The 26,215-nt window shown below is 59.8% G+C and carries 27 protein-coding genes; 9 read left to right on the top strand and 18 right to left on the bottom strand.

The genetic code is table 11. The features are described 5' to 3' along the window. Positions 1–8: 8 nt before the first annotated feature. A complete protein-coding gene (locus tag AACY11_RS01740; protein ID WP_339493717.1) occupies positions 9–1,550 on the bottom strand; it encodes an AmpG family muropeptide MFS transporter in 1,542 nt (513 codons plus the stop codon). Positions 1,551–1,593: 43 nt separating this feature from the next. After that, positions 1,594–1,947, bottom strand: a complete 354-nt coding sequence (locus AACY11_RS01735; RefSeq protein ID WP_339430615.1) for an MGMT family protein — start codon at positions 1,945–1,947, stop codon at positions 1,594–1,596. A gap of 163 nt (positions 1,948–2,110) precedes the next feature. Between AACY11_RS01735 and AACY11_RS01730 the strand changes: the two genes are divergently transcribed. Continuing rightward, positions 2,111–3,118, top strand: a complete 1,008-nt coding sequence (locus AACY11_RS01730) for a DUF481 domain-containing protein (RefSeq protein WP_339493716.1) — start codon at positions 2,111–2,113, stop codon at positions 3,116–3,118. Positions 3,119–3,272: 154 nt separating this feature from the next. On the opposite strand, the gene AACY11_RS01725 is transcribed toward AACY11_RS01730, so the two are convergent. Then, positions 3,273–3,482 (bottom strand): cold-shock protein, encoded by a 210-nt coding sequence (locus AACY11_RS01725; RefSeq protein WP_002554837.1) that lies wholly within the window; start codon positions 3,480–3,482, stop codon positions 3,273–3,275. A gap of 353 nt (positions 3,483–3,835) precedes the next feature. Here AACY11_RS01725 and dcd point away from each other — a divergent pair, with 353 nt between their 5' ends. Next, positions 3,836–4,402, top strand: a complete 567-nt coding sequence (dcd, locus tag AACY11_RS01720) for a dCTP deaminase (protein ID WP_085724551.1) — start codon at positions 3,836–3,838, stop codon at positions 4,400–4,402. Positions 4,403–4,508: 106 nt separating this feature from the next. Continuing rightward, a complete protein-coding gene (locus AACY11_RS01715) occupies positions 4,509–4,718 on the top strand; it encodes a hypothetical protein (protein ID WP_339430617.1) in 210 nt (69 codons plus the stop codon). A 40-nt stretch (positions 4,719–4,758) separates the two neighbouring features. On the opposite strand, the gene pdeM is transcribed toward AACY11_RS01715, so the two are convergent. The 10 genes from pdeM to AACY11_RS01665 all read right to left on the bottom strand — a co-directional run bounded on the left by pdeM (position 4,759) and on the right by AACY11_RS01665 (position 17,847). Beyond that, the gene (gene pdeM, locus AACY11_RS01710; RefSeq protein WP_339493715.1) at positions 4,759–5,415 is read right to left on the bottom strand and encodes a ligase-associated DNA damage response endonuclease PdeM; all 657 of its coding nucleotides are present in this window, start codon (positions 5,413–5,415) and stop codon (positions 4,759–4,761) included. Next, positions 5,415–7,901 carry a ligase-associated DNA damage response DEXH box helicase gene (locus AACY11_RS01705; RefSeq protein WP_339493713.1) on the bottom strand — a complete coding sequence of 829 codons (2,487 nt, stop codon included), beginning with the start codon at positions 7,899–7,901 and terminating at the stop codon, positions 5,415–5,417. Before AACY11_RS01705 ends, pdeM begins: the two co-directional genes overlap by 1 nt. 178 nt (positions 7,902–8,079) lie before the next feature. Continuing rightward, positions 8,080–8,844 carry an ABC transporter ATP-binding protein gene (locus AACY11_RS01700; protein WP_339430620.1) on the bottom strand — a complete coding sequence of 255 codons (765 nt, stop codon included), beginning with the start codon at positions 8,842–8,844 and terminating at the stop codon, positions 8,080–8,082. Positions 8,845–8,857: 13 nt separating this feature from the next. Continuing rightward, positions 8,858–9,976: a succinylglutamate desuccinylase/aspartoacylase family protein gene (locus AACY11_RS01695; protein ID WP_339493712.1), complete on the bottom strand. Its 1,119-nt coding sequence runs from the start codon at positions 9,974–9,976 to the stop codon at positions 8,858–8,860. Positions 9,977–9,988: 12 nt separating this feature from the next. Then, positions 9,989–10,699, bottom strand: coding sequence for an ABC transporter permease (locus tag AACY11_RS01690; protein ID WP_221731458.1), 711 nt, complete (start codon positions 10,697–10,699; stop codon positions 9,989–9,991). After that, positions 10,696–11,424 (bottom strand): ABC transporter permease, encoded by a 729-nt coding sequence (locus AACY11_RS01685; RefSeq protein ID WP_339430622.1) that lies wholly within the window; start codon positions 11,422–11,424, stop codon positions 10,696–10,698. The genes AACY11_RS01690 and AACY11_RS01685 overlap by 4 nt, the downstream gene beginning before the upstream one ends. A gap of 57 nt (positions 11,425–11,481) precedes the next feature. Next, complete coding sequence (locus AACY11_RS01680) at positions 11,482–12,264, bottom strand: transporter substrate-binding domain-containing protein (protein WP_221731456.1); 783 nt, start codon at positions 12,262–12,264, stop codon at positions 11,482–11,484. Positions 12,265–12,493: 229 nt separating this feature from the next. Beyond that, positions 12,494–14,182: an ATP-dependent DNA ligase gene (locus AACY11_RS01675; RefSeq protein WP_339430623.1), complete on the bottom strand. Its 1,689-nt coding sequence runs from the start codon at positions 14,180–14,182 to the stop codon at positions 12,494–12,496. Continuing rightward, entirely contained in the window at positions 14,179–15,213 is a 1,035-nt protein-coding gene (locus AACY11_RS01670; protein ID WP_339493710.1) for a ligase-associated DNA damage response exonuclease, read from the bottom strand. Before AACY11_RS01670 ends, AACY11_RS01675 begins: the two co-directional genes overlap by 4 nt. Before the next feature lie 183 nt (positions 15,214–15,396). Continuing rightward, positions 15,397–17,847, bottom strand: coding sequence for a penicillin acylase family protein (locus AACY11_RS01665; protein WP_339493709.1), 2,451 nt, complete (start codon positions 17,845–17,847; stop codon positions 15,397–15,399). A gap of 212 nt (positions 17,848–18,059) precedes the next feature. Here AACY11_RS01665 and AACY11_RS01660 point away from each other — a divergent pair, with 212 nt between their 5' ends. Further along, positions 18,060–18,617: a cysteine hydrolase family protein gene (locus tag AACY11_RS01660; RefSeq protein ID WP_339430766.1), complete on the top strand. Its 558-nt coding sequence runs from the start codon at positions 18,060–18,062 to the stop codon at positions 18,615–18,617. 139 nt (positions 18,618–18,756) lie between these two features. On the opposite strand, the gene AACY11_RS01655 is transcribed toward AACY11_RS01660, so the two are convergent. From AACY11_RS01655 to AACY11_RS01640, 4 genes are read right to left on the bottom strand one after another with little or no spacing between them, the layout of a single operon-like run. Beyond that, on the bottom strand, positions 18,757–18,960 hold the full coding sequence (locus AACY11_RS01655) for an SEC-C metal-binding domain-containing protein (protein ID WP_003198420.1): 204 nt from the start codon (positions 18,958–18,960) through the stop codon (positions 18,757–18,759). Beyond that, the gene (locus AACY11_RS01650; protein WP_339493708.1) at positions 18,957–19,451 is read right to left on the bottom strand and encodes an LEA type 2 family protein; all 495 of its coding nucleotides are present in this window, start codon (positions 19,449–19,451) and stop codon (positions 18,957–18,959) included. The genes AACY11_RS01655 and AACY11_RS01650 overlap by 4 nt, the downstream gene beginning before the upstream one ends. Positions 19,452–19,493: 42 nt before the next feature. Next, positions 19,494–19,970, bottom strand: coding sequence for a YchJ family protein (locus AACY11_RS01645; RefSeq protein WP_339493706.1), 477 nt, complete (start codon positions 19,968–19,970; stop codon positions 19,494–19,496). A 4-nt stretch (positions 19,971–19,974) separates the two neighbouring features. Beyond that, positions 19,975–20,472: a DUF6231 family protein gene (locus AACY11_RS01640; RefSeq protein WP_339430628.1), complete on the bottom strand. Its 498-nt coding sequence runs from the start codon at positions 20,470–20,472 to the stop codon at positions 19,975–19,977. 199 nt (positions 20,473–20,671) lie between these two features. On the opposite strand from AACY11_RS01640, the gene AACY11_RS01635 reads away from it, so the two are divergent. From AACY11_RS01635 to AACY11_RS01620, 4 genes are all read left to right on the top strand, one after another. Next, complete coding sequence (locus AACY11_RS01635) at positions 20,672–21,367, top strand: OmpA family protein (protein ID WP_221731448.1); 696 nt, start codon at positions 20,672–20,674, stop codon at positions 21,365–21,367. An 89-nt stretch (positions 21,368–21,456) separates the two neighbouring features. Then, on the top strand, positions 21,457–22,179 hold the full coding sequence (locus AACY11_RS01630; RefSeq protein WP_339493704.1) for an OmpA family protein: 723 nt from the start codon (positions 21,457–21,459) through the stop codon (positions 22,177–22,179). A 163-nt stretch (positions 22,180–22,342) separates the two neighbouring features. Continuing rightward, positions 22,343–22,624, top strand: coding sequence for a DUF1145 domain-containing protein (locus AACY11_RS01625; RefSeq protein WP_339493703.1), 282 nt, complete (start codon positions 22,343–22,345; stop codon positions 22,622–22,624). Next, positions 22,617–23,375, top strand: coding sequence for a collagen-like protein (locus AACY11_RS01620; protein WP_339430631.1), 759 nt, complete (start codon positions 22,617–22,619; stop codon positions 23,373–23,375). The genes AACY11_RS01625 and AACY11_RS01620 overlap by 8 nt, the downstream gene beginning before the upstream one ends. Positions 23,376–23,451: 76 nt before the next feature. Here AACY11_RS01620 and AACY11_RS01615 read toward each other — a convergent pair whose 3' ends face one another. Beyond that, a complete protein-coding gene (locus tag AACY11_RS01615) occupies positions 23,452–23,916 on the bottom strand; it encodes a CopD family protein (RefSeq protein ID WP_339493701.1) in 465 nt (154 codons plus the stop codon). A gap of 100 nt (positions 23,917–24,016) precedes the next feature. On the opposite strand from AACY11_RS01615, the gene dinG reads away from it, so the two are divergent. Continuing rightward, complete coding sequence (gene dinG, locus AACY11_RS01610) at positions 24,017–26,161, top strand: ATP-dependent DNA helicase DinG (RefSeq protein ID WP_339430632.1); 2,145 nt, start codon at positions 24,017–24,019, stop codon at positions 26,159–26,161. Positions 26,162–26,215: the final 54 nt, after the last annotated feature.

Below are 26,215 nucleotides of genomic sequence, written 5' to 3'. Positions count from 1 at the left end.
GAAACGTCTTACGATTCTTCCGCAACCGGCGTCGGTGTCGGGCCTTCGCGACGGCTTTCCTGGAACCAGTGCAGGGCGATCAGCACCAGTGTCGGTACGCCGAGCAATGCGGTGATGAGGAAGAAGTTGTGGTAACCGAACTTCTCCACCATGACCCCGGAATACCCACCAATGAGGCGCGGCAACAGGAGCATGATCGAGCTGAGCAGGGCGTATTGCGTTGCGGAGAATTTCAGGTTGGTCAGGCTCGACAGGTACGCAACAAACGCCGAAGTTGCAAGGCCCGAGCTGAAGTTGTCGAGGGAAATGGTCACCACCAGCATCTTAAGGTTCGGACCCATGTCGGCCAGCATCAGGAACAGCAGGTTGGTGCCTGCCGAGGCCGCGCCACCGATAAACAGGATCGGCAGAATCCCGAAGCGTACGATCAGCAGGCCGCCCATGCCCGCACCCACGAGGGTCATGATCAGGCCGAAAATCTTGCTGACGCTGGCGATCTGATCCTTGGTGAAGCCCTGGTCGATGTAGAACACGTTGGCCATCACGCCCATGACCGTGTCGGACATCCGATAGGTAGCGATCAGCCCGAGCAACAACAGGGCTTGCCAGCGGTAGCGCAGGATGAAGTCGTTGACGGGCGTCAGCACGGGCGCAAGCCCACGGCGTCCCATGGCCGACAGGCACATCCAGGTGAGCAAGGTGTAGAGAATGGCGCGCAGGAAGGCGCGGTCTTCGAGCAGCAGGTCCAGCGGGCTGACGCCTTCAAACAGCACGCTGGCGAAATCGGTGTTGTACAACTGAGTGAACATCGCCGGCACGGACACCAACAAGATGATCAATACCAATACCGACATCAATTGGTGCATGAAGGTGTAGCGGCCGGCCTGCAATTGGGTGCGCAGCGGCACTGGCGGTTCACGCATGAACAGGGTCGTGAGCAGGGCGGGAATCATCAGCGCGCCGAACAGCGCATACGTGCCAGCCCAGGCCGAATGTTTGTAGTTGAAACCGGTCGAGCCAAAGCCTTCGGCGAAAAACAATGCGCCAGCGGTCGCCAACAGGGCGGCGACGCGATAGCCAGACATATAACTGGCGGCCAGTGCTGCCTGGCGGCTGTCGTCGGCGATTTCCAGGCGATAGGCATCCACCGCGATGTCTTGGGTGGCGGAAGCGAAGGCGACGACAACGGCGATGGCGATCAGCCAGGACAGATGCTTCTGCGGATCGCAGAAACCCATGCCGATCAGGCCCAGAATCACCAGCACCTGCGAGAGCACCAGCCACGAGCGGCGACGGCCAAGCTTGCCCAGCAAGGGCAGGCGCCATTGGTCGAGCAGCGGTGACCAGACCCATTTGAACGCATAGGCCAGGCCGATCAGGCTCGCGTAACCAATGGTTTCCCGGGCCACGCCGGCCTCACGCAGCCAGACGGAAAGCGTTGAAAACACCAGCATGTACGGCAGGCCGGCGGCGAAACCCAGCAGCAACAGCACGAGTGTCGAAGGACTGGCATAGGCGGCGAGCGCGGCGCGCCAGGTTTTACGGGGCATGGGCTGAAGTCTGCCTCAAGATTGCGAAAACAAAGCGCGCACTCTAACCGCTGTGCTCTACCGGACGCCAGCCATGGCGCTGAATATCCACACGATTGTTCAGGATGGTGATGCCTTCCATGCGCAAACGCGCACGTTGTTCATCGCCCGATGGGCTGCCTGCCGGCAGGCTGATCCGACCGCCGGCGCCCAATACGCGGTGCCAGGGCAGTTTGGTGTCGCCGGGCAATTGACTCAGGGTGCGCCCGACCCAGCGCGCGGCACGCCCCAGCCCGGCAAGGTCAGCCAATTGACCATAGCTGACGACCTTGCCCTCGGGCACTTGGGCGAGGGTCGAGTAGAGCGCCGTGCGTCGGATTTGCGCTTCGCTCTCGTTTTCGTGAATCAGGTCTGTCACGTCCGCGGTTCCTGAATGTGTTCGTTCGATATTTTCAAGGGTAAATGCAGACCGTGCAGTTGAGAAATGAACTCAATAGAAATAGTCCGGTCAGTCCTTGTCAGGGTCTTATTCCTACGGATAATGCCGAACTTTTTCGCAAACTTGAGCCCTCGATTCGCTTATGTTTTCCAGAACCTTGCTGTGCCTTGCTGTTTTCAGTGCGTCCACGCCCCTGTTTGCCGACACCGTCTGGATGAAGAACGGCGACAAGTTGAGCGGTAAAATCACCCTGTTCGATGGCGGTAAGCTGTTGGTTCAGACCCAGTACGCTGGTGCGGTCTCGATCAACTGGAAAGAGGTCAAGACCCTGGAAAGTGACCAGGAGTTGCTGGTCAAACAGGACGCCTATAACGGTGAGAAAGCCAAATCGCTGACCGCTGCCGGCGACGGAAAGGTCACGCTGGCCAACGGCGAAGCGCCGAAAACCGTGGAGCTGGCGAGCATTCAGCAAATTCTCAAGCCCAAGCCGGTGGTCGAGGATCTGGTGTGGAAGGGTAATGTCGACCTGGCACTCGATTATCAGCGCGCCGAAAAGGACACTGATGATTACGACATCGGCTTCAAGACCTCTGCGCGTCATGGGCGCTGGCGTCATACCGCTGAAGGCGAATACAACCGCGAAGTGCAGAATGACGTGACCACCACCGACAACTGGCGCGCCGAGTATGCACTCGACCGGTTCCTGACTGATCAGTGGTTCTGGCAGGGGCGCCTGAACTACAAACGCGATCACGTCGAGGAATTGTCACGTCAGCGAGTCGTGGGTACCGGCCCCGGCTACCAGTTCTGGGATGACGAATTGGGTGCGTTCTCGCTCGGCTCGCTGTTGAATCGCACTGACTATGAATACAGCGATGGCAGCAAGGACAACTTTTACTCCGTCGCGATGAAGTGGGACTACAACCGCTACCTGATTGGCAAGAAGGTCGAGTTCTTCACTAACGGTGAGGTCGGCAAGCCGTTGTCCGGTGTGGCGGACTACGCGCTGGATGCCGAAATGGGGCTGCGCTACAAGGTTACCGACTGGGCTTCGCTGAATCTCAAGGCTGAGCGCGACATCATCAGCGGTACCGATGATGCCGATTTGAGCAAGACACGTTACACCGCAGGCTTTGGCGTGGCCTGGTAAGGCAAAAGCAAAAGATCGCAGCCTGCGGCGGCGCCTACAAAGAATCAGCGTAGGAGTTGCTGCGGGCTGCGATCTTTTTTTGCGCCTGGAAAACAAGCGCCCACAAAAAAGCCCCGCTTTTAAGGGCGGGGCTCTTTTCTAAAGAAGCTACAAGTTAGATAACTTGTACTTCTTCAGCTTGCATGCCTTTCTGACCGCGGGTAGCGATGAAAGAAACCTGTTGGCCTTCTTTCAGGCTTTTGAAGCCGTCGGATTGGATAGCTTTGAAGTGAACGAACAGGTCGTCACCGGATTGTGGAGTGATGAAGCCGAAGCCTTTTTCATCGTTGAACCACTTAACGGTACCGGTTTGGCGATTAGACATGGTGTAACTCCTTGAACAAAGATAACTGCGACGCAGGAAGAACCCTGGCCGAGACTGAGTGCAAAGAGCAGGAAAAATTCTTGTAGATGGTTGGATCGAAATTCAACATATCGTGTAGAGATTCTCAGTGACACAAGCAGCACAGTGGCGCCACCTTAACCCTTTTTCCCGAACGTGCCAATGCTTCTTGCGAAGGTTTCTCTGTTTTAAGGATCAGCGGTGCGACAGTTCGTCTCCAGAACCCGTATTTTCAGCGTGTTCGGCGAGAATTGCAGCGCGCACTTTGAACCCGGCGGCGCGCCCGGTAAGATGCCGGACAGAATTTTTCCACCTCGCTATTCAGGACACCCGCCATGAGCATCAAATCGGACAAGTGGATTCGCCGCATGGCGCAGGAACACGGCATGATCGAACCGTTCGTCGAGCGCCAGATGCGCGGCAGCGACGACAGCCGGGTGATCTCCTACGGTGTGTCGAGCTACGGCTACGATGTGCGTTGCACCAGCCACTTCAAGGTGTTCACCAACATCAATTCGGCCATCGTCGACCCGAAAAACTTCGACGCTGGCAGCTTTGTCGATATCCACAGCGATGTCTGCATCATTCCACCGAACTCCTTCGCGCTGGCCAGCACGGTCGAATACTTCCGCATTCCGCGCAACGTATTGACCATCTGCCTGGGTAAAAGCACCTACGCGCGCTGCGGCATCATCGTCAACGTCACGCCGCTTGAGCCGGAGTGGGAGGGCCACGTGACGCTGGAGTTTTCCAACACCACTAACCTGCCGGCGAAAATCTACGCCAACGAAGGCGTGGCGCAGATGCTGTTCCTTGAGTCCGACGAGGAATGTGAAGTGTCCTATAAGGATCGCGGCGGCAAGTATCAGGGCCAGCGTGGCGTCACTCTGCCGCGTACCTGATCGTCCATCCGGCGGATGTCGGGAATTCTTTGGCGGGCAGACACTCTATGGGGTGTACTGCCCGTTTTTGTTTCTGGCAAAACGGGCCTTCGCTGAGGAGTGTTCCATGAAGATCGATCCGCATATCACTGCCGAACTGGCAAGGCTTGAGCCCAATCAGGTTGGCGTTTTAGCCTGGTCCTTGTTGGCACACCCGACCCTGAGCATGGCGGGGGGAATTCCCGGTCAGCCCGATCCTGATACCCCCAACGAACAACCGACCGAGCCGGGTGAGCCGACGCGTCCCGACGAGCCGCCACCGGCGCCAGTTGCCTGACTCACATGCGATGGCCCGTCATTTGAAGTCCTCGAAGGCTTCAACTGACGGGCCATACTTCGTTATCACCGATGACAAATATCCTGCAGTTGTCATCTCGTTTGATCGCATAACCACCGGTGAACGCGCCGAACGCCGGCATCAAGCTGACGCGTTCGCCCACGCTGAAACACGCCAAACGCAAACTCTGCCGGCCCTTGCCATGCAGCCGATAAACCGGGTGTACATGACCGGCCAGCACATGTCTTTCCGGATGAGGAATCGGTTCATGCTGCAAGGCAAACGGCCCGAGCAGCATCGGTTCTGCAACCACTCTGATGTTAAGCGCCACTGGTGGATCGCCCGCACGTTTGTCGTGATTGCCACGGATCAGCGTCATCGGCAGATCCGCGTGGCGAGCTCGCCATTGCGCCAGCGCGTTCAATGTGCCGGGCGAATGAGAGCCCGGACCATGAAGGAAATCACCCAGAAAAATGAGTTGCCGACAGGGATGCTGGTTCAGCAGTCGATCGAGCATCGCGATATTGCTCGCCGTCGTGCCTTGCGGAACGGGCTGCCCGAGGCTGCGATAGGCGCCAGCCTTGCCAAAATGGACATCGGCGATGAGCAGCGCCTGTTGTGCCGGCCAATACAGGGCTTTTTCCGGCAATAGCCAGAGTTCTTCACCGGCCAGATGCACAGGGTAGAGCGTACTCATCAGCGTTTGCCCGTGTCGGCAGATTGCTCCAGGTCGCCGACCATCCGTCTGATACGGTCAGCGAGTTTTTCCGAACTCATGCGCTCGCGCATACGTTCCACCAAGAGGGGAAACCCCAGGGGCGTAGGGCGTTTGATCCGGTGCATGTCCAGTTTCATTCCTTGGAGGCGCTCCAGCGTCTGTTCCAGCCTGCGAATATCCAGTTCTTCACGCAGGACTTCTTCCCCGGCTTGCGCCAGCAGCGGATTGTCACGGTCATATTGTTTGAACACTTCGAAGAATAATCCGCTGGAGGCTTGCACCTGGCGGGTACTTTTCGGTGCGCCTGGAAAACCGGCGAACACCAGTCCGGCGATCCGGGCGATTTCCCGAAAGCGCCGCAAGGCCAGTTCTCCGGCGTTGAGACTGGCCAGAACGTCGGCTAACAGATGATCGCAAGTGAATAACGCCTCGTTCAGGTGTTCTGCCCAATCAACCGGCGTGGCGCTGAGCAATTCCAGCCCGTAGTCATTGACGGCAATCGAGAATGTCAGCGGCTGACGCTGACTGACGCGCCAGGCCAGCAGGCTTGCAAGCCCCAGATGCACTTGTCTTCCGGCGAACGGGTAGAGAAACAGGTGCCAGCCTTCACGGGATTTCAGCGCTTCGGTCAGCAGGTGGCGGGTCGTGGGCAAGCCAGAGGCGCGCGCCTGCGTTTCCAGCAGGGGGCGCAGTGCCTGCATTTCCGGACCGGCAAACTCACCTTGCGCGGCGGCGCTCAAGCGCGTCACCACCGCTTGCGCCAGTTCACTGGAAAGCGGCATGCGTCCGCCGTTCCAGCGTGGTACGGCGGCTTTTTTAGCGGCGCTGCGTTTGACGTAAGCGGTCATGTTTTCCACGCGCACCAGTTCCAGCAAACGTGCAGCGAACAGAAAACCATCACCCGGTTTAAGGCGGGCAATGAAGCCTTCTTCGACGCTGCCCAATGGCTTGCCTGCGCCGCCCTTGCTCCAGAACTTCAACTGCATGCTCGCGTCGCTGACGATGGTGCCGATGCTCATGCGGTGCCGCCGCGCCAGTCGCGCATCGGGCACGCGCCAGACACCATGCTCATCCGGTTCGACCCGGCGGTAATCCGGATAAGCCGTCAGAGACATGCCGCCATGGCGTACGAAAGCCAGCGCCCATGCCCAATCGACGGGTGTGAGGTCGCGATAAGCCCAAGCGCCACGGACTTCTTCGTACAACGCTTCGGGTATAAATCCGCCCCCCAGTGCCATGCTGACCACATGCTGCACCAGCACATCCAGCGGTTGATGCGGCGACCATCGTGGTTCAATTTGTCTTTGCTCCACGGCATCGCGAGCGGCGGCGGCCTCGATCAGTTCAAGGCTGTGCGTCGGCACCAGCGTTACTCGTGAAGTGCGCCCCGGTGCGTGGCCAGATCGCCCGGCGCGCTGCATCAGACGTGCCACGCCCTTGGCTGAGCCGATTTGCAGCACGCGCTCTACCGGCAGGAAGTCCACGCCCAGATCCAGGCTTGAGGTACACACCACGGCTTTGAGTTGCCCGTCCTTGAGCGCCTGCTCAACCCAGTCGCGGGTATCGCGGGACAGCGAACTATGGTGCAAAGCGATCAACCCGGCCCAGTCCGGGCGCGCCTCAAGCAACGCCTGATACCAGATTTCCGACTGCGCCCGGGTGTTGGTGAACACCAGGCTGCTGGCGCAGGCGTCGAGTTCGGCGACCACTTGCGGCAGCATCTTCAGACCGAGATGCCCGGCCCATGGAAAACGTTCGATGGTCGGGGGGAGGAGGGTGTCGACTGTCAGGGATTTTTCGCTCTGGCCCTGAATACTCACGCCACCGCCCTGTGGGATCAGCACCTGTTCGGCGTGGGATTGATTACCCAGCGTGGCGGAGACGCCCCAGACGATCAGGTCGGCTTGCCAGTGGCGCAGGCGGGCGAGGGCCAATTGCAATTGCACGCCGCGTTTGTTACCGAGTAGTTCGTGCCATTCGTCGACAACCAGCATACGCAGGGTTGAGAGCGCAGTTTGTGCGTCAGCGCGGGCGAGCATCAGCGTCAGGCTCTCAGGTGTGGTGATCAGCGTGGTGGGCAGGCGTCGACTCTGACGGGCCCGTTCGCTGCTGGCGGTGTCGCCTGTGCGCAGGCCGATACTCCAGGGAATGTGTAAATCATCGACAGGCATTTGCAGGGCGCGCGCAGTGTCGGCGGCGAGGGCGCGCATTGGCGTGATCCACAGCACGGTCAGCGGTTCGGCCAGCGGTTTGCGTTTGCGCGATGTTTCGACGGTTGGCGCGGATCTGGCGAAACGATTGAGTGCCGCAAACCACACGGCATAGGTTTTACCGGCGCCGGTGCTGGCATGGAGCAAACCGGATTCGCCGTTTTTGACAGCGGCCCACACCTGTTTCTGGAACGCGAAGGGCTTCCAGTGTCGGGCGCTGAACCAGGTTTTTGCGAGGTCGGGGGATTTCGCCATGCGGGCTGCGCGCATTCTGGAGGGGTTATTCCAGTGACCGCGGTGCCCGCTAACAAGTTTAATTTCGTCAGTAGCTCAATACCCTTGTGGGGGCGAGCCTGCTCGCGAAGACGTCGCCACATTCAACATCATCGTTGACTGACCGATCGCTTTCGCGAGCAGGTTTTATGTGTGCAAATTATTTGAGGTTGCCGCTGAGGAATTGTTGGAGGCGCTCGCTTTTCGGATTGCCCAGCACGTCCTCAGGCGCGCCTTCCTCTTCGACCAGTCCTTGGTGCAAAAACAGGACCTGACTGGATACTTTGCGGGCGAAGCTCATTTCGTGGGTCACCATGATCATGGTCCGGCCTTCTTCAGCCAGCCCCTGAATCACCTTCAGCACCTCGCCCACCAGTTCCGGATCCAGCGCCGAGGTCGGTTCATCGAACAGCATGACTTCCGGCTCCATCGCCAGCGCGCGGGCAATCGCCACACGCTGTTGCTGGCCGCCCGACAGAAACGCCGGGTACTGATCCGCCACCCGCGCTGGCAGGCCGACCTTGTCCAGATAACGTCGGGCACGGTCTTCGGCTTCCTGTTTGCTGCAGCCCAGCACCCGGCGCGGGGCCATGGTGATGTTTTCCAGCACGGTCATGTGGCTCCACAGGTTGAAATGCTGGAACACCATCGCCAGGCGCGTGCGCAGGCGTTGCAGTTCATTGGCATCAGCCACATGCACGCCATGGTGGTCGGTGACCATGGCAATCGCTTGGTCGTCGAGACTCATCGCGACTTGATTGGGTTGTTCGAGAAAATTGATACAGCGCAAAAAGGTACTTTTGCCCGAGCCGCTGGCGCCGATCAGGCTGATCACGTCGCCAGTCCTGGCCTTGAGTGAAACGCCTTTGAGCACCTGATGGTCGCCATAGCTTTTGTGCAGGTTTTCAACGGTCAGTTTGTACATGGGACAGACATCCTCAAGGCGAAAGTAGGTAGCCGCTGCGATAGGCTTCAGCGCCCGCGACGTGGGCGATCACCATGCCGGCCGTGGCCATGCGCCGCAATGAGCGGGCGTACATCAAACCGGCAATGGTGCAATGAATGGGCGTGACCCGGTCGTTGATCGGGTCAATGATTTCGGCGATCTGCTGACCAGCCTCCAGGTATTGCCCCGCAGTGGCGCAATACACCAACAGGCCGCCGACTGGCGTGATCACCGGTTCCACCCCGGCCAGCGGCGTGGCGGGGAACGGCAGTGGCGGCTGCGGCTTGGTTTCGCCAACGATCGCATCGAACTGCACCAGATAATCGAGCAGCGCCTGGCAGTCGCGGCTGGCCATCGGGTGATTGACATCACCCTGGCCGCGCAACTCCACGGTCACCGAGAAACTGCCCAGCGGAATCTCGAAGTGTTCGCCAAAACGTTCTTTGAGTTGCCACCAGAGCAGGGTGAAGCATTCATCGAACGACTGACCGCCGGAATCGGTGGCCAACAGACTGGCCTGGGATTCGATGTAACGCGCCAGAGGCTCGACCTGCGGCCACGCTTCGGGCGTGGTGTAGAGGTGAACCACCGATTCGAAGTCGCAATGCAGGTCGAGCACCATGTCCGCATCGCAAGCCAGCCGTTGCAGGATCAGGCGTTGGGATTGCAGTTGCGTACTGGCGGTCTGGCGGGCGAGGGCGCTGCGCAGGCTGGCGCGGATCAGCTCGAGGTTGCGCTGCGGGTCGTCGCTCAGTCTGGCCTCGATGTCGTTGCCGATTTCTTCGCTCAGGTCGACGAACCAGCGGTTGAAGTTCTGCCCGCTCTCCAGCTCGTAGCGGCCCAGCGGCACGTCCATCAGCACTTGTTCGAGGCCAACCGGGTTGGCCACCGGCACCAGCACGATTTCGCTGCGCAGGCGCCCGGCGGCTTCGAGCTCCTTCAGGCGCTGCTTGAGGTGCCAGGCCACGAGCATCCCGGGCAGTTCGTCGGCGTGCAGCGAAGACTGGATGTAGACCTTGCCTTTGGCCTGCTCCGGGCCGAAGTGAAAACTGTGAATCTGTCGTGCGGTCCCCGGCAGCGGGGCCAGCAAGTCATGTATCTGGTGGCGCATTTGAGCTAAGTCCTAGTGGGTCGGCCCGAGGAAGGCCAGCCATCGGCGTTCGGCGAGTCGGAACAGGCCGACCAGCGCGAAAGTAATGGTCAGGTAGATCAGCGCGGCGATGCCGAACGACTGAAACGTCAGGAAGGTCGCCGAGTTGGCGTCCCGGGCCACTTTCAAAATGTCAGGGACGGTCGCGGTGAAGGCCACGGTGGTCGAGTGCAGCATCAGGATCACTTCGTTGCTGTAATAAGGCAACGAGCGGCGTAGCGCCGAGGGCATGATCACGTAGGCATACAGCTTCCACCCTGTCAGCCCGTAAGCTTTGGCCGCTTCGACTTCGCCGTGGTTCATGCTGCGAATCGCCCCTGCGAAAATCTCCGTGGTGTAGGCGCAAGTGTTCAGGGCAAAGGCCAGAATGGTGCAGTTCATCGCATCGCGAAAGAAGCTGTCGAGAATCGGCTGCGCGCGCACGGCGGCCAGGCTGTAGATGCCGGTGTAGCAAATCAGCAACTGGATATACAGCGGCGTACCCCGGAACAGGTAGGTGTAGAACTGCACGGGCCAGCGGATGTAGAAGTGCGTGGAGACCCGAGCGATCGACAGCGGAATGGATGCGAAGAATCCGATGAAGATCGAGGCGCTGAGCAGCCACATCGTCATCGCCAGCCCGGTGATGTTGTTGCCGTCGGTATAAAGGAAGGGTTTCCAGTATTGCTGTAGAAGTTCGATCATCGTACGGCCTCCCGGGAGCCGGCGGCATAACGGCGTTCGAGCCTGCGCAGGATGATGTTCGAGGCGCTGGTGATCAGCAGATAGATCAACGCGGCGAGTACCAGAAAGTAGAACAGTTGATAGGTGCTTTTGCCGGCGTCCTGCGCGGCTTTGACCAAATCGGCCAAGCCGATGATCGACACCAGCGCGGTGGCCTTGAGCATCACCATCCAGTTGTTGCCGATGCCGGGCAGGGCGAAGCGCATCATCTGCGGGAACACCACCAGGCGAAAACGCTGGCCGCGTTTGAGGCCATAGGCGGTGGCCGCTTCAACCTGGCCGCGTGGCACCGCGAGGATTGCGCCACGGAAGGTCTCAGTGAAATACGCGCCATAAATGAAGCCCAGGGTCAGGACCCCGGCGCTGAACGGGTCAATCTCGATGTAATCCCATTCCAGGTAGTCGGTGAGCAGGGTCAACCAGGTTTGCAGGCTGTAGAAAATCAGCAGCATCAGCACCAGGTCGGGCACCCCGCGAATGAGCGTGGTGTAGAGCTGGGCGGGCAGGCGCACCAGTTTGACTTTTGACAGCTTGGCACTGGCGCCGATCAGACCGAGCAGCACGGCCACCAGCAGCGACATCGCCGATAATTTGATGGTCATCCAGGTGCCTTCCATCAGCAAAGGACCGAAGCCCTTGAGGCTGAAGGCAGAGAGCCCCAGATTTTGTAAGAGGGTTTCAAACATAAATCAGCAACCTGAGCGGGTGGAAAAGGCGCCCATCGAGTGATGGGCGCCGGGGTGTTATTTGCCGCTGTACAGATTCAGATCGCCAAAGTGTTTCTTCTGGATGGTGGCGTAGGTGCCATCATCGTGTAACGCTTTGATACCTTTATCCAAAAGTGCCTTCAGCGCAGTGTTACCTTTCTTAATACCGACAGCAGTTTTGGCTGGCAGCAATTCGCTGTCCACTGGCTTGCTGACGTCATAATCGGCGCCCTGTGGCGACTTCAAAAAGCCCAGTTCGGCTTGCAGCATGTCCTGGATGCCAGCGTCGAGACGGCCGGACGTCAGGTCGGAATACACCTGATCCTGGTTTTGATAGGCCTGGGTTTTCACGCCTGCCTTGTCCAGAACGGCTTTGGCATAGGCTTCCTGAATGGTGCCTTGCTCGTAGCCCACGGTTTTGCCCTTCAGGGACGCCACGTCTGCTGTGACGCCAGAACCTTTCTTGAACACATAAGCGGTCGGACCGGAGAACAGTTCGCTGGAGAAGTCGATGACTTTTTCACGGGCCGGGGTCACGGTCATCGACGAGATCACACCGTCGAATTTATTGGCCTTGAGGCCCGGAATCATGCCGTCGAAGTCACTTTCGACCCACTTGCACTTGACCTTCAGTTCGGCGCAGATCGCGTTGCCCAGGTCGATGTCGAAGCCCACCAGGCTGCCGTCGGCCGCTTTCGACTCAAACGGTGCGTACGAAGGGTCAACGCCAAAGCGCAACTCTTTGTATTCCTTGGCCAGCGCGGAGCCGGCGGCCATGCACAACGCCAGTGCAGAAAGGGTCAGCAATGCTTTTTTCATTATTCAATCCCTAAGAACCAATATGAGCGCTTGTGGCGCAGAATTATTGTTACTGGAACGCGTACGACCTATTAAAAGTAGCAATTTCCGAACCACAGTCCCGAACAAGTGTTTTAAAAGGTTGGGGAAGGGAGAGGAGAGAGTGATTGGTGCACAGAAACGGGCATCGTAAATACCTTGCACCAAATCAGTTCAAATGGCGTCGACGCGCGGCGTGGTACTGATCCAGTCAGGCCAGCAGATCTTGCAGTGTTGCCAGACTGTCCGCTTCTTCTACGGTTTTGTCCTGGCGCCAGCGCAGCATCCTTGGGAACCGCACCGCAATCCCGCTTTTATGCCGTCGCGACAGGGCGATCCCTTCGAAACCCAGTTCAAATACCAGGCTCGGCTTGACGCTGCTGACCGGGCCGAACTTTTCCACGGTGGTCTTGCGTACGATGCTGTCGACTTCGCGCATCTCTGCGTCGGTCAGCCCGGAATAGGCCTTGGCGAACGGTACCAATGTACGTTGACTCGACTCCGGCGGCCCGTCCCACACGGCAAAGGTGTAATCGCTGTAGAGGCTGGCGCGCCGCCCGTGACCGCGCTGTGCGTAGATCAACACCGCATCGACACTGAACGGATCGACCTTCCATTTCCACCAAACGCCCATGTCCTTGGTGCGGCCGATGCCATACAAGCCGTCGCGTGCCTTGAGCATCATGCCCTCGACACCTAATCGGCGGGAGGCTTCGCGCTGGCGGGCGAGGTCAGACCAATCGGTGCCGGTCAGCACCGGCGAGGCGAGCAACACCGGGCTGTTGCAGCGCGCAATGACCTCTTCCAATTGGGCGCGGCGCTTGGCTTGCGGCTGGTTGCGCCAGTCTTCGCCCTGCCATTCCAGCAGGTCGTAGGCAAGCACCACCACCGGCACCTCCTGGAGAATTTTCCGGTCAAGGTTTTTGCGGCCGATCCGCTGTTGCAGCAGGGCGAACGGTTGCACCGCTGGCGGCTCTGGCGATTGCGGATCGAAGGCGTCTTCAGTGCTCGGGTGGGTGCTTTTCCACACCACGATTTCGCCATCGATCACTGTGCCATCGGGCAGGCCGTGTACCAGCGCATCAAGTTCGGGGAAGCGCTCAGTCACCAACTCTTCGCCCCGCGACCAGACCCACAAGCGGCTGTCACGCTTGATCACTTGCGCACGAATGCCGTCCCACTTCCATTCCACTTGCCAATGACTGGCAGGCCCGATCAGCCCTTCAAACGCTTCAACCGGTTGCGACAAAGCATGAGCAAGAAAAAACGGGTACGGCTGACCGCCGCGCTGGGCATGTTCATCGGCAGATTCTGGCGCGATCAATTTCAGATAGCTGGCGGCGTTCGGTCGGTTGGACTGATCGGTGTAACCGACCAGGCGTTGCGCTATGCGCTTGCTGTCCAGGCCGGCCATTGAGGCCAACGCCCGTGTCACCAATAATTTCGACACGCCGACGCGCAAACTGCCGGTGATCAACTTGATGCACAACATCAGGCTCGGTCGATCCAGTTGCGCCCACAGCGCCGGCAGTTGCTTGGACAGGTAGTCCGGGGTTTCACCGCGCAGCGGCAGCAATTTGTCCTCGATCCATTGCGCGAGGCCGGCATCGGAGTTGTGCGGATTTTCCGGAAGCACCAGCGAAATGGTTTCCGCCAGATCGCCTACCGATTGATAGCTTTCCTCGAACAGCCAGGGTTCCAGGCCGGACACCCCGACCGCACGTTCACGCAGGATGCGCACCGGGACCAGTTGCCGAGGGCGTCCGCCGCAGAGGAAGTACACCGCCCACGCCGCATCTTGCGGTGCTGCCTGGGCGAAGTAGGCTTGCATTGCCGCCAGTTTGGCGTTGCTCGACGTGGTCGCGTCGAGCTCGGCGTACAACTCGGCGAAGGCTTTCATGCAGACGTCTCGGCAATGGTCGGTTCGACGGTGATGTTTTCGTCTTCGTCATCGCCGTATTCGGTGTTGAAGCCTTGAGCATCCAGACCTTGTTCACGCAGATGGCGCACCAGGACGCCTATCGAGCCGTGGGTAACCATCACCCGTTCGGCGCCGGTCTGATTGATCGCCCAGAGCAGGCCGGGCCAATCGGCGTGATCGGACAGCACGAAACCGCGATCGACCCCGCGCCGTCGGCGGGGGCCGCGCAGACGCATCCAGCCGCTGGCGAAACCGTCGCTGAATTCACCGAAACGCCGCATCCAACTGCTGCCACCGGCCGAGGGCGGAGCAATGACCAAGGCCTGGCGCATGATCGGGTCGTTCTTTTTCAGGTCACCGGCATAGATCGTCGGCGGCAGGTACACGCCAGCGTCGCGGTAAACCCGGTTCAGCGGCTCCACAGCGCCGTGGCTGAGGATCGGGCCGAGTGTTTCATCGATGCCATGGAGAATCCGTTGGGCTTTGCCGAATGAGTAACAAAACAACACGCTGGCTTTGCCGGCGGCGATGTTGGCCGACCACCATTGATTGATCTCGCTTAACACCTGTGCCTGCGGCTGCCAGCGGTAGATCGGCAGGCCGAAGGTCGATTCGGTGATGAACGTGTGGCAGCGCACCGGTTCGAATGGCTGGCAGGTGCCGTCCGGCTCGATCTTGTAATCGCCCGACGCGACCCAGACTTCGCCGCCGTATTCCAGACGTATCTGAGCCGAGCCGAGTACGTGGCCAGCCGGATGAAAGCTCAGGGTGACGCCGTGATGAGTCAGGCGCTGACCGTAAGCCAGGGTTTGCAGGTGGATGTCCTGGCCGAGGCGGGCGCGCAGGATGCCTTCGCTGGCGCTGCTGGCCAGGTAATGCTGGTTGCCGGTGCGGGCGTGATCGCCATGGGCATGGGTGATCACCGAGCGTTCGACCGGCCGCCACGGGTCGATGTAAAAATCCCCGGCGGGGCAGTACAAACCTTCAGGGCGGGCGATAACAAGATCCATGTCGTTACCAGAATGGAGGGCTTGTTAGCTATGAGGTTTGGGCGTGCTCAGAAGTTCTATGGATTTTTCAGTGCGTGGGGACAAAGCCAATGTGGGCTTGTTCGCGAGGGTGTCGTGTCAGTCGAGATATTTCGTAATGACACAGCGCTTTCGCGAGCAAGCCCGCCACAGAGGGACGGCGTTTTATTTACCCGGCGTAAGGGTCAAGCGCGTCTTGCCGTAAACCCGCTCAAAGTTCTGCGGTTGCATCGGCAAACCGATGTACTGGCCCTTGAGCCATGCATCAATCCCGTTGAGGTAATTCGGGCTGACCGGATTGCCCGACTGGCCCGTACCGTTTTGCCCCATCAGCGGTTCGGTCTGGCCGAAGTCGACGATAAACCGCATCGACGGCGCATGGGTCGTGTTGAAGTCCTGCCCCCAGTTAAACGCCGCCGTGTTCAACGTCGTGTGATCGCCGCCCGCCGCCAGCGGCCCACGAACGGTCTGGCCATTAGCATTCTTCCACGCGTAGCTGTGCAGTTTGCCCCACTGCCAGGCCTTGTGATCGCCACCCAACAGACTGTCGCCGGCGGTAATCGCTGCGGCCAGGCTGCGGGCGAGAATCAGCGCTTTATCCTCTTTCTGCGCCGTGCGAATGTCATCCCAGAACGGACTGTCCTCGCGTCCCAGCAGATGATCAGCCTGGGCTGTGTAGGATAAGTTGCCATTGGCAATAAACGCTTTCCACGCCGGGCTGGACTCGGGGCCGAGTTCGTCGAGGAAGATCTGTTTCATGCTTTCTTGCAGGAACAGTTCGTAGATCGCCGCGTCGGCGGACGTCGGGCTGAGCTTGCCGTCGAACGCCATCAACCGGCTAAAGGCTTCGCGGGCCTTGCCGCGTTCAATCGGCGGCAAAGCGTCGATGGCCTGTTTCAGCGATTGTTTCATGCCCGGTGCTTCGAATACCTTTTTCAGCTTGGCGGCGAACGTGGTGGTCTGGTCGTATTGCATGGCAATCACGCTGCGACTGTCGTGTTTGCCGCTGCCGGCCAGTTCGGCCAAGCGTTCGCCACGCTCCGGCGCGGCCCAGGAGTTGGACAACTGCATGCCGTAACCGTGGGGGATGACACGCTGGTTGGCGGTGCCGAGCCAGCCCTGTGCCGGATCCTGATCATAGGGATGTAGCATGGGGTCGGCGTAACCGTCCCAATCGTAACGGCCTTCCCAGCCCGGCGATGGCAGCAGGCCTTCGCCTTCACGACGGTTGGGGAAACGCCCGGTGACTTGCCAGCCGATGTTACTGGCGTCGGCGAACACCAGATTCAGGGCGATCGCGCGGATTTCCCGGCTCGCGTCCGAGGCGCGCTCAACATTCTGCGCACGGCTCAGGTCAAAAAACGCGTCCAGGGATTTGTCGTCGGTAAAACTCGGCGTCTGCAAGGCCAGGCCAAAACCGTTGCCTTGTGCCGCCGCCTGAGCGCTATTGAGCAGGGCACCGTGACGGGTTTCGTACACTGCTTCGCGAATCGGCCGCTGGCCTTTGACGAAGTAGGTTTCGTTGCGCACGCCCAGCGGCTGCCATTTGCCGTTGACCTCGTAGGTCAGGCTGCTGCCCTGGCGGCGGATCTTTTCCAGAAACAGGTCCTGGTTGTCGCCGAGCACGCTGCTCAGGCTCCACGCCACTTTGCCGTTGAAGCCCCCGAGGACCATCGGCAAACCGGCGACGGTGACGCCGGCGGCCTGATATTTCGGCGCGCGGATCTGTACAAAGGTCCACAACGACGGCGCGGCCAGCGGCCCATGGCTGTCGCTGGCCAGCAGGCTTTTGCCGCTGCGGCTGCGTTGCGGGGCCATTGCCCAGTTGTTCGAAGAGGTGGCGCCGAGCAAGTTCAGTGCCGATAGCTGCTGGCTGGTGTTACTCAGTTCGTTCAGGCCCGGTATTTGCCCGTTGAGCTTGAGCCCTTTGAGCTTGTCGGCTTCAGCCAGCGGCAGGTTCTCGTCTGGTGCGGAGGGGGTCAGCCAGGCAAGTTTGTCAGTGGTCATGGTTTGCGCCAGGACCAGCGACGAGATCTCTTGCGGCAGATTGGCCGACTGGCTGAAGTTCAGCAGTGCAAAAATCAGCGCCGAATCTTCCGGTTTCCAGTATTCAGGCTTGTAACCGCTGGAGGCGAGATCCCCCGGCAATTTGTCGGCGTAGCGGAACAGGTAGGCGTTGACGCCCCGGGCATAGACTTCGAAGAAACGCTTGAGCCGTGGCGACGAGGCTTTATACAACTCGCCGGCACTTTTCTTCAGGTTGACGGCGCGCATGTAGCGGTCGGCATCCAGCATCGAGGCGCCAGACATTTCCGCCAGACGGCCCTGAGCCAACAGACGCAGCGTGACCATTTGGTTGATGCGATCGCTGGCATGCACGTAGCCGAGGCTGAACAGCGCGTCATGGAAGCTGTTGCTTTCGATCAACGGCATGCCCATGGCATTGCGCCGCACCGAAACGTTCTGCGCCAGCCCCTTGAGCGGTTGCACGCCGGAGGTGGGTGGGAGGCTGTCCTGAGCGTTCCAGGTCTGGCAACCGGACAGGCCCAAAACACTGGCCACTGCTGCGGCAACGCCGAACCGGGGAAGAAAATGTGTAAGGGCTGGCGAGGCCATGGCAAAGCTCCTGCGGGGGGTAGCGTCAGTAAAGGCGCTACGTTAGTGAGCAGGAGGATGCCGCGCAAGCGGGGGCGGGGGTTATTTCCAGATTTATGGCGGACGGTAAACCCCGGCATCAGGTCGTCCCGTGTGCGTTCGATCGCTTGCTTTGAGGAAGGGGGGGATGCTCAAGTGCACATTATTCAATGAACCGCGTGAGAGAAATCGCCATGGAGCTTCAGGCCAACGCCGCACTGATCATCATCGACCAGCAAAAAGGCATCCTGCATCCGCGCTTGGGGCGGCGCAATAATCCTGACGCTGAAGCGCGAATCCTTGATTTGCTGGGTATTTGGCGTAGCAGTGGGCGACCGGTGATTCATGTGCAGCACTTGTCGCGCTCGCCGGAATCAGTGTTCTGGCCCGAGCAGTCCGGAGTGGAGTTTCAGGCAAGGTTTATGCCGCAGGACGGCGAGTGGCTGATTCAGAAACAGGTCCCGGATGCATTTTGTGGCACGGGGCTGGAGGCGCGGTTGCGTGAAGCGCGGATCGCACAGGTGATCATCGTTGGCGTGGCGACCAACAACTCGGTGGAATCCACCACGCGCACGGCGGGCAATCTGGGGTTCGAGGCGTGGGTCGCGGAGGATGCGTGTTTCACCTTCGACAAGGCCGATTATTTCGGTACGCCGCGTTCAGCCCAGGAGGTACACGCGATGTCGCTGGGGAATCTGGATGGGGAGTATGCGACGGTGGTCAGTTCAGGCCGGATTCTGGCTATCGCCTGAGAAACCTGTGGGAGCTGGCAAGCCCGCTCCCACAAGGATCGCGATGCAAACAAAAATGGCGACTGACGTTGATTAACCTGTAGGCGTGAGCCTGCTCGCGATGGCGACTTTCAGGCAAAGAAGATCTGCGCCCGAGGCATCAGGCGCCGTGGCACTTCTTGAATTTCTTACCGTTGCCGCATGGGCAAGGGTCGTTGCGGCCGACGTCTTTCAGGGCGTTGCGCACCGGTTCCTGGTGGGCGTGGCCGCAGTTCGGGCCGTGGACATGGCCATGGTCGTGATCGTGGTGATGGTCATGATCGTGGTTGCAGTCAGGGCCATGGACATGAGGTTGCTGAGTCATCGGTGTTGCTCCGGAATTAAATCGGCGGGGATTATCACGCCATTGCGCTCAAGGTGCACGTAGTGGGCGATGAATAAACCGGTTTCCATGTCGCCCTGCAGTCGGTAAGGAATCTGCTGGTTCGGCCTTTTCAGCATTTTCACCACTTCTTTGACCTGAGGCCACAGGTTGGTGCGAATCGGCACTTTGTAGAAAGCGCTGCGTTTGGCCCCGACAGTGATCCAGCGTTCATACGCACCCTCGGTCAGCAGCATGTCAGCCAAATGGATGCGGTATTCCAGGCCGCGCACGGTCAAGTCACTGCTGTTGGGGTTGTCGATGCGAAAGTGCAGGATGAATTTCTGCTCAAGTAACCTGGCGCGCACCACTTCGACTTTGACCAGATGCACGGCGGGGTCGACGCTGACATCACTGAACCACGAGGCGCAACCGCCCAGGTTCAGGATCAGCATCAGAGATAAAGCCTGAAATGTGCGCCGTTGACTGAGCATCGCGTAAAACTCCCTTTCGCCTCAGTCTAGTCGCCAGCGGATTTACGCGCCGAAATACCCCGCGCAGCACTTTTTAAACTTCTGCCCGCTGGCGCATGGGCAACTGTCATTACGGCCCAGCTTCAATTGCACAGTCGGGTCGATGAAGTACCAGCGCCCGGCGTTCTGTACAAACGAGGAGCACTCGCGGTGACTGTGTTCGCCCTGGCTGTCATGCCAGCGTGCGGTGAAGGTGACGAAGGCATGTTCCGGCTGGCCGCCGAAGACTTCCGAGTTTTCGACGTCGAGGCCCAGCCAAGTGCTTTGTGCGCTCCAGGCGCTGATCGACTGACGATCAAGGCCCGATTGCTGGACGGGCAGGGTGGTCGCCACCAGATAGTCGATCAGCCCCAGCACATAGGCGCTGTAACGCGAGCGCATCAAGGCTTCGGCGCTCGGCGCCGGGAGGCCGGCGTGATAGTGACCGCAGCAGGCATCCAGCAGATTGCCGCTGCCGCAAGGGCAAATAGCTGTACTCATTGCATTACCACCAGTATTTCCCGAAGTTTTCCGGATTGGCCCAGAACCGTGAATTCAGCCAGTCGGGGACTTGTTTGTAGTCAAGCAGGTCGTAGGTGAACAGGGTCAACACTTGATCGTCACGCTGAAAGCGCTCACTGGCTTGCAGTGCCAGTGAGTAAAAATCAGTCTCCTGCCAGCCACTGGCCGACAGATCCGCCATTACCGCGATGCGGCTGGCGTTGAGGTTGCGAATCCCGCCCAGAAGATTCAGGCCGTCACGCTTGGGCAAATGTTCCAGGCAATCGACCACCAGTGCCAGGTCGAAGCGCTGTGCCGCCAGTTCGGCAGGCAAGGTGCCGGGTTCGGCGTGGGCGACGCAGCAGTCCGGGTGCGCTTGTTTGAAAGCGGCCAGCGCCGGAAACTCGCTGGCGCCGATCAGCAGCAAGCGCTCCGGAGCGTAGCGATCCAGCAAAGCGGCCAACGCCTGTTGCGGCGTGCGGGAAGAAATGGCGACGTTCATCGAGGCTCCTCAATCAGACCGCCAAGACTAGCCTGCCTGACGGCGGCGGCAAAGCGTGGTGTGCCGCCGGTTTGCGGCCAATGCGCCAAAGTCCTGTGAACTCGGTCGCAAACAGCCATGGCCTATTGCTGGCGGAGATTAAAACTCCGGTCTTTACTCCCTGAATCGGTTCTAAGCCGATCCCTCAGGAGAAAACCAGATGAGCATAGTTCGGACAGCGTTACCCTTGATTCTGTTAACCAGTGTGTTGACTGGTTGTGCAGGTTTGCAGAAAACCGACTGGCCGACCTGTGCGGCGGTCGGTGGCGTCGTCGGTGCCGGTCTTGGTGCCACCGAGAGTTCCTCGTGGGCAGGTGGTGGTGCACTGATCGTCGGAGGCATGGCGGCGGCCTATTGCTGGGTTCATGGTGATGGCGATGAGGACGGCGATGGTGTGCCGGACAGTCGCGACAAGTGCCCGGGCACGCCTAAAGGCGTACAGGTCGATGCTGACGGCTGCCCTCCACCTGCACCGATGCCTATGGTCGAAGAAGCTGTAGTGGTCAAGGAAGAAACCATCGTCATTCGCGATGTCCACTTCCAGTTCGACAAAGCCACGCTCACGGGCTCTGATAAACAAGTGCTCGACAAGGTCGCCACACGTCTGAAGCAGGAATCCTCTACAGCGCAACTGACTGTGACCGGTCACACCGACAGCGTGGGCAGCGATGCCTACAACCAGAAGTTGTCAGACCGTCGTGCGCACTCGGTGGTGGAATACCTCATCCAGCAAGGTGTGCCGCGTGCCAGCTTCGTTTCGGTGTCCGGTATGGGTGAGATGCAACCTGTCGCCGACAACAAAACCGCTGACGGCCGCGCGCAAAACCGCCGTACCGAAATCAAAATCGTCCGCTAGACCTCTCGCATCCTCGGCTTGTGCAGTCGCGGATGCGGGTCTTTACTCCTGTGTAACCGGTATGGGCCGGTGACACAGGAGCTTTCAAAATGACTGTTTTCTCAAGGTCCGTCTTGCCGGTACTGCTGCTGGGCAGCTTGCTTACCGGTTGCGCTACTCACAGCGATGGCACTGCCCCCCTCAATCAACGTACCTGGCCGATCTGCAGCCTTATTGGCGGGCTGGTCGGTGGAGGTCTAGGCGCCATCGAAAGTGGTGGCTGGGCCGGTGGCGGCGCAGCGCTGGGGATCCTGACCGGCGGATTGATCTGTTATGCCCAGGATGGCGATGAAGACGGCGATGGCGTGTTCGATCGCCGCGACCGTTGCCCCGATACACCGGCCAATACGCTGGTCGATCACCGGGGTTGCCCACTGCCGCAATATCCGGTGACTGAAAAAGTACCGGAGCCTGCGCCTCAGACTGAAGTCATCACCCTGAGCGATGCCGGCGATGTACTGTTCGATTTCGACAAGTCCGACCTGACCCCGGCGGCCAAATCCCAGCTTGATACGCTGATGGATAAACTGCGCAATGCTGATGTGGTGAGCATCAAGGTGATCGGTCATACCGACAGCAAAGGTTCGGATGCCTACAACCAGGCATTGTCGGAACGACGCGCCAGCAGTGTGGCGGCGTACCTGCTGAGTCAGGGCCTGGCCCCGAACAAACTCACCAGTGAGGGGCGCGGCGAGAGCGAGCCGGTGGCCGATAACGCCACCGACGAGGGCCGCGCGAAAAACCGTCGAGTGGAGTTGCACATCAATCGTTAGGATGGCGCTGAAGTGCGCCAGCTAGAGCTGTCGGGCGACGATCTTCGTCGACCCGGCAGCGATTTGGCGGCCAAGCGAGTTTTTTTCATTTAACCCTCTGGCTTATCCCCCGTAGAAGCCGTTACTGTGCGTGCAAAGAATAATTCGCAATACAGGGGAGCGTATGAAAGTGTTTTGGGGGCTGGGGCGGTTATTGACCCTGCTGTTCTGCTGCGTGGTGCTGGTCGATCAGCTCATGCCGTTCGTACATCCGTTGCACCTGCTGGTCAATCTGGCCGGCAGTCTGCTGTTGCTGATCCATGTGCTTGAAGTGCTGCTGTGCAACCGCAGCCTCAAAGGGCGCCCGCACCCTTGGCGTGACCGTGGCCGCATCCTGCTGTTCGGCATCTTCCACCTGCAAACCATCCCGGCCCCGGCCGCTCCGGAGGCTTCTTCCCATGCGTAAACTCTGCCTGCTCGCTGCATTCATCAGCCCTTTGGCCTGTGCCCAAGTGGTCAGCGTCGAAGCCAACTCCCTGATGCGTCTGCCCAACACTGCCAACACCTTGCAGTTGGACAAGCTGGAAGTGGCCGATTACGGCACGTTGCTGATTCCACCGAATGTGACTGAGCTCAGCGTGGGTGAATTGCGCCTCGGTCATGATGCGCGTATCGCTATCGTCCCGGGTGAACAGGCTTTGGACATGAAAGTCGTTCGAGCCGAACTGAGTGATGGCAGCCAGATTACTGCGCGCGGTGCGCCGGGAACTTACGAAAAAGCTGCGCGTGCGGGGCGCAATCTGAATCTGCAATTCAAGGCACTGGATGCGCCGCAACTGGTGGTCGACGCTCGTGGCGGCCGCGGGACGCCAGGTTTTGTCGGTCTTGACGGTGGCAACGGTGAAGATCCGGGCTGCACCTGGGGTCAGGCCGGACACGGTGCCGACGGTAGCGATGGCAGCGACGGTCAGCCGGGCGCACCGGGTGGGTTGGTGCGTCTGCAAGTGCCGCGTGAATTCCCGGCCGAACAGATCAAGATCAACGTTGCAGGCGGTGCCGGTGGGCCAGCGGGCGTTGGCGGCAAGGCCGGCAAGGGTGGCAAGTCCAAGGGCTGTCTGGTGTATCGCGCCGATGGCGGCAAGAGTGGCAAGGCCGGGGCGGATGGCCAGGCTGGGCCGGTTGGGGCCGCTGGCTCGGTGACTGTTCAGCGCCTCTAAAGATCAACGCCAGTGTTGTGGCGAGGGGGCAAGCAGCCTCGCCACAACAGTGTCCAGCGCAAATGATGGGTACCGATCAAAACATCGGTCGTGCCGCCGCAACGGCCACCAGCACCAGCCCGACCAGCAGATTAGTCCCCACCACCCGGCGAATTCGCCCCAGCACCGCCGCACCTGCCGGCCAGTCCTTGGCCTCAACCGCTTTGCGCAACTCTGGCAGCATCAAGCCCTGAATCCGGATGAATAGCGCCGTCATCACCACATACAACCCGATCATCACCTGCACATATTTCGGCGCGGTCTCAAACCCGACCTGCTGAAGATGCAACATGCCCACGCCGCTGATCGGCAACACGATCACGGCAACCCAGACCCAGCGAAAAAAACCTTGAAACACTTCCACCCACAGCGTCAGCCGATCTGGCCCGTCCAGAGCCTTCACTGCCGCAGGACGCAAGATCATCCAGGCGAAAAACATACCGCCGACCCACACCAGAGCGGACAGGACATGCAGCGGATAAACGAGGCTAAAAGGTGTCATTGGGGCACTCCGTTCTGCGCGGGATTAATTAGCGGGGTATGATAGCCGCCATCTGAAACCACTGAAAATTTATCCAGCGTTTTTTTGCGCCCGACAATCCATGATCAGCACTGAACTCAAAACCACGATCCAGGGCGCCTACTCGCGTTTTCTTGAAGCCAAGAGCCTCAAGCCGCGTTACGGCCAGCGCCTGATGATCGCTGAAATCGCCAAGGTTCTCGGGGATATCGACACCGACGACGAAGGCCGGCGCAGTGGCGACCCCGCGATTGTTGCGGTGGAAGCCGGCACCGGTACCGGCAAAACCGTGGCCTACAGCCTGGCAGCGATCCCTACGGCCAAACTGGCCGGCAAGCGTCTGGTGATCGCCACGGCGACCGTGGCCCTGCAAGAGCAGATCGTCTACAAGGATTTGCCCGACCTGATGCGCAACAGCGGGCTGAACTTCAGCTTCGCGCTGGCCAAGGGGCGTGGCCGCTACATGTGCCTGTCCAAGCTCGACATGCTGTTGCAGGAAGGCCACGCACAGACGGCCACTGCCCAGCTTTTCGAAGAAGAAGGCTTCAAGATCGAGGTCGATGAGGCCAGTCAGAAGCTGTTCACCAGCATGATCGAGAAACTCGCCGGCAATAAATGGGACGGCGACCGCGACAGTTGGCCCAATGCCCTTGAAGACGCCGATTGGGCGCGCCTGACCACCGATCACAGCCAGTGCACCAACCGTCATTGCCCGAACTTCGGCCAGTGCGCCTTTTACAAGGCCCGCGAAGGCATGGGCAAGGTCGATGTGATTGTCACCAACCACGATATGGTGCTGGCCGACCTGGCATTGGGCGGCGGCGCTGTTTTGCCTGATCCGCGCGACACCATTTACGTGTTCGACGAAGGCCATCATCTGCCCGACAAGGCGATCGGCCATTTCGCTCACTACACACGTCTGCGCTCTACCGCCGACTGGCTGGAAACCACCGCCAAGAACCTCACCAAACTGCTGGCTCAGCATCCATTGCCGGGCGATCTCGGCAAGTTGATCGAACAGGTGCCGGAGCTGGCGCGGGAGATCAAGGCCCAGCAGCAATTCATGTTCAGCGCCTGTGAGCAGATTGCCGATTTCAAACCCGGTGAAGATGTCGAGGGCCGTGAGCGCCCGCGTCATCGTTTCGTCGGCGGGGTGATTCCCGAGCACATGCGCGAAATGGGCATCGAGCTGAAAAAGGGCTATTCGCGTCTCAATGATCTGTTCACCCGCCTGACCGATCTGCTCAAGGAAGGCATGGATGGCGAGGTCAACATAGGCATCGCCAGCAATCAGGCCGAAGAGTGGTATCCGCTGTTCGGCAGCCTGTTGTCCCGTGCCTCGGGCAATTGGGAACTGTGGACGGCGTTCACCGCCGAAGATCCGGAAGACAGCCCGCCAATGGCGCGTTGGCTGACACTGGCTGAAAGCGGTTCGCTGTTCGATATCGAGGTCAACGCCAGCCCGATCCTGGCGGCGGAAACCTTGCGCCGCAGCCTGTGGAACGTGGCGTATGGTTGCCTGGTGACCTCCGCAACCCTGACCGCGCTTGGCACTTTCGATCGCTTCCGCATGCGCGCGGGCCTGCCGAAAAAATCCATCACCGCCGTGGTGCCGAGCCCGTTCCATCACGCCGACGCTGGCGTGCTGCGGGTGCCGGATCTGAAAGCCGACCCACGCGACGCCGCGGCCCATACCGCCGCAATCATCCGTGATTTGCCTGACCTGGTCGAAGGTTCGCGCGGTACGCTGGTGCTGTTCTCCTCGCGCAAACAGATGCAGGACGTGTTCGACGGCCTCGACCGCGACTGGCGCAAGCAAGTGTTCATTCAAGGCAACCTGTCGAAACAGGAAACCCTGAACAAGCACAAAGCGCGGGTCGATGGCGGTGACTCCAGCGTGTTGTTCGGTCTGGCCAGTTTTGCGGAAGGTGTCGATTTACCCGGGGCTTACTGCGAACACGTCGTGATCGCCAAGATCCCGTTCTCGGTGCCGGACGATCCTGTGGAAGCGGCATTGTCCGAGTGGATCGAGGCCCGGGGCGGCAATCCGTTCATGGAAATCTCCGTGCCCGACGCTTCGTTGAAGCTGGTTCAGGCTTGCGGCCGTCTGCTGCGCACCGAAGAAGATCGCGGCACCATCACGTTGCTGGATCGGCGACTGGTGACCCAGCGTTACGGCAAGGCGATCCTCAATGCGTTGCCGCCTTTCCGTCGTGAAATATCCTGAGACATCGGTGGGCCGTTTTGCCCGCCGCGTTGTCTATCTCTCTGCCATCGCGTT

Origin of the sequence: Pseudomonas sp. RA_105y_Pfl2_P56, from assembly GCF_963970845.1 — a bacterium.
In the GTDB taxonomy this organism is placed as follows: Bacteria; Pseudomonadota; Gammaproteobacteria; order Pseudomonadales; family Pseudomonadaceae; genus Aquipseudomonas; species Aquipseudomonas baetica_A.
The sequence above is the reverse complement of the archived record's forward strand: the minus strand, read 5'-3'. Positions and strand labels throughout refer to the sequence as shown.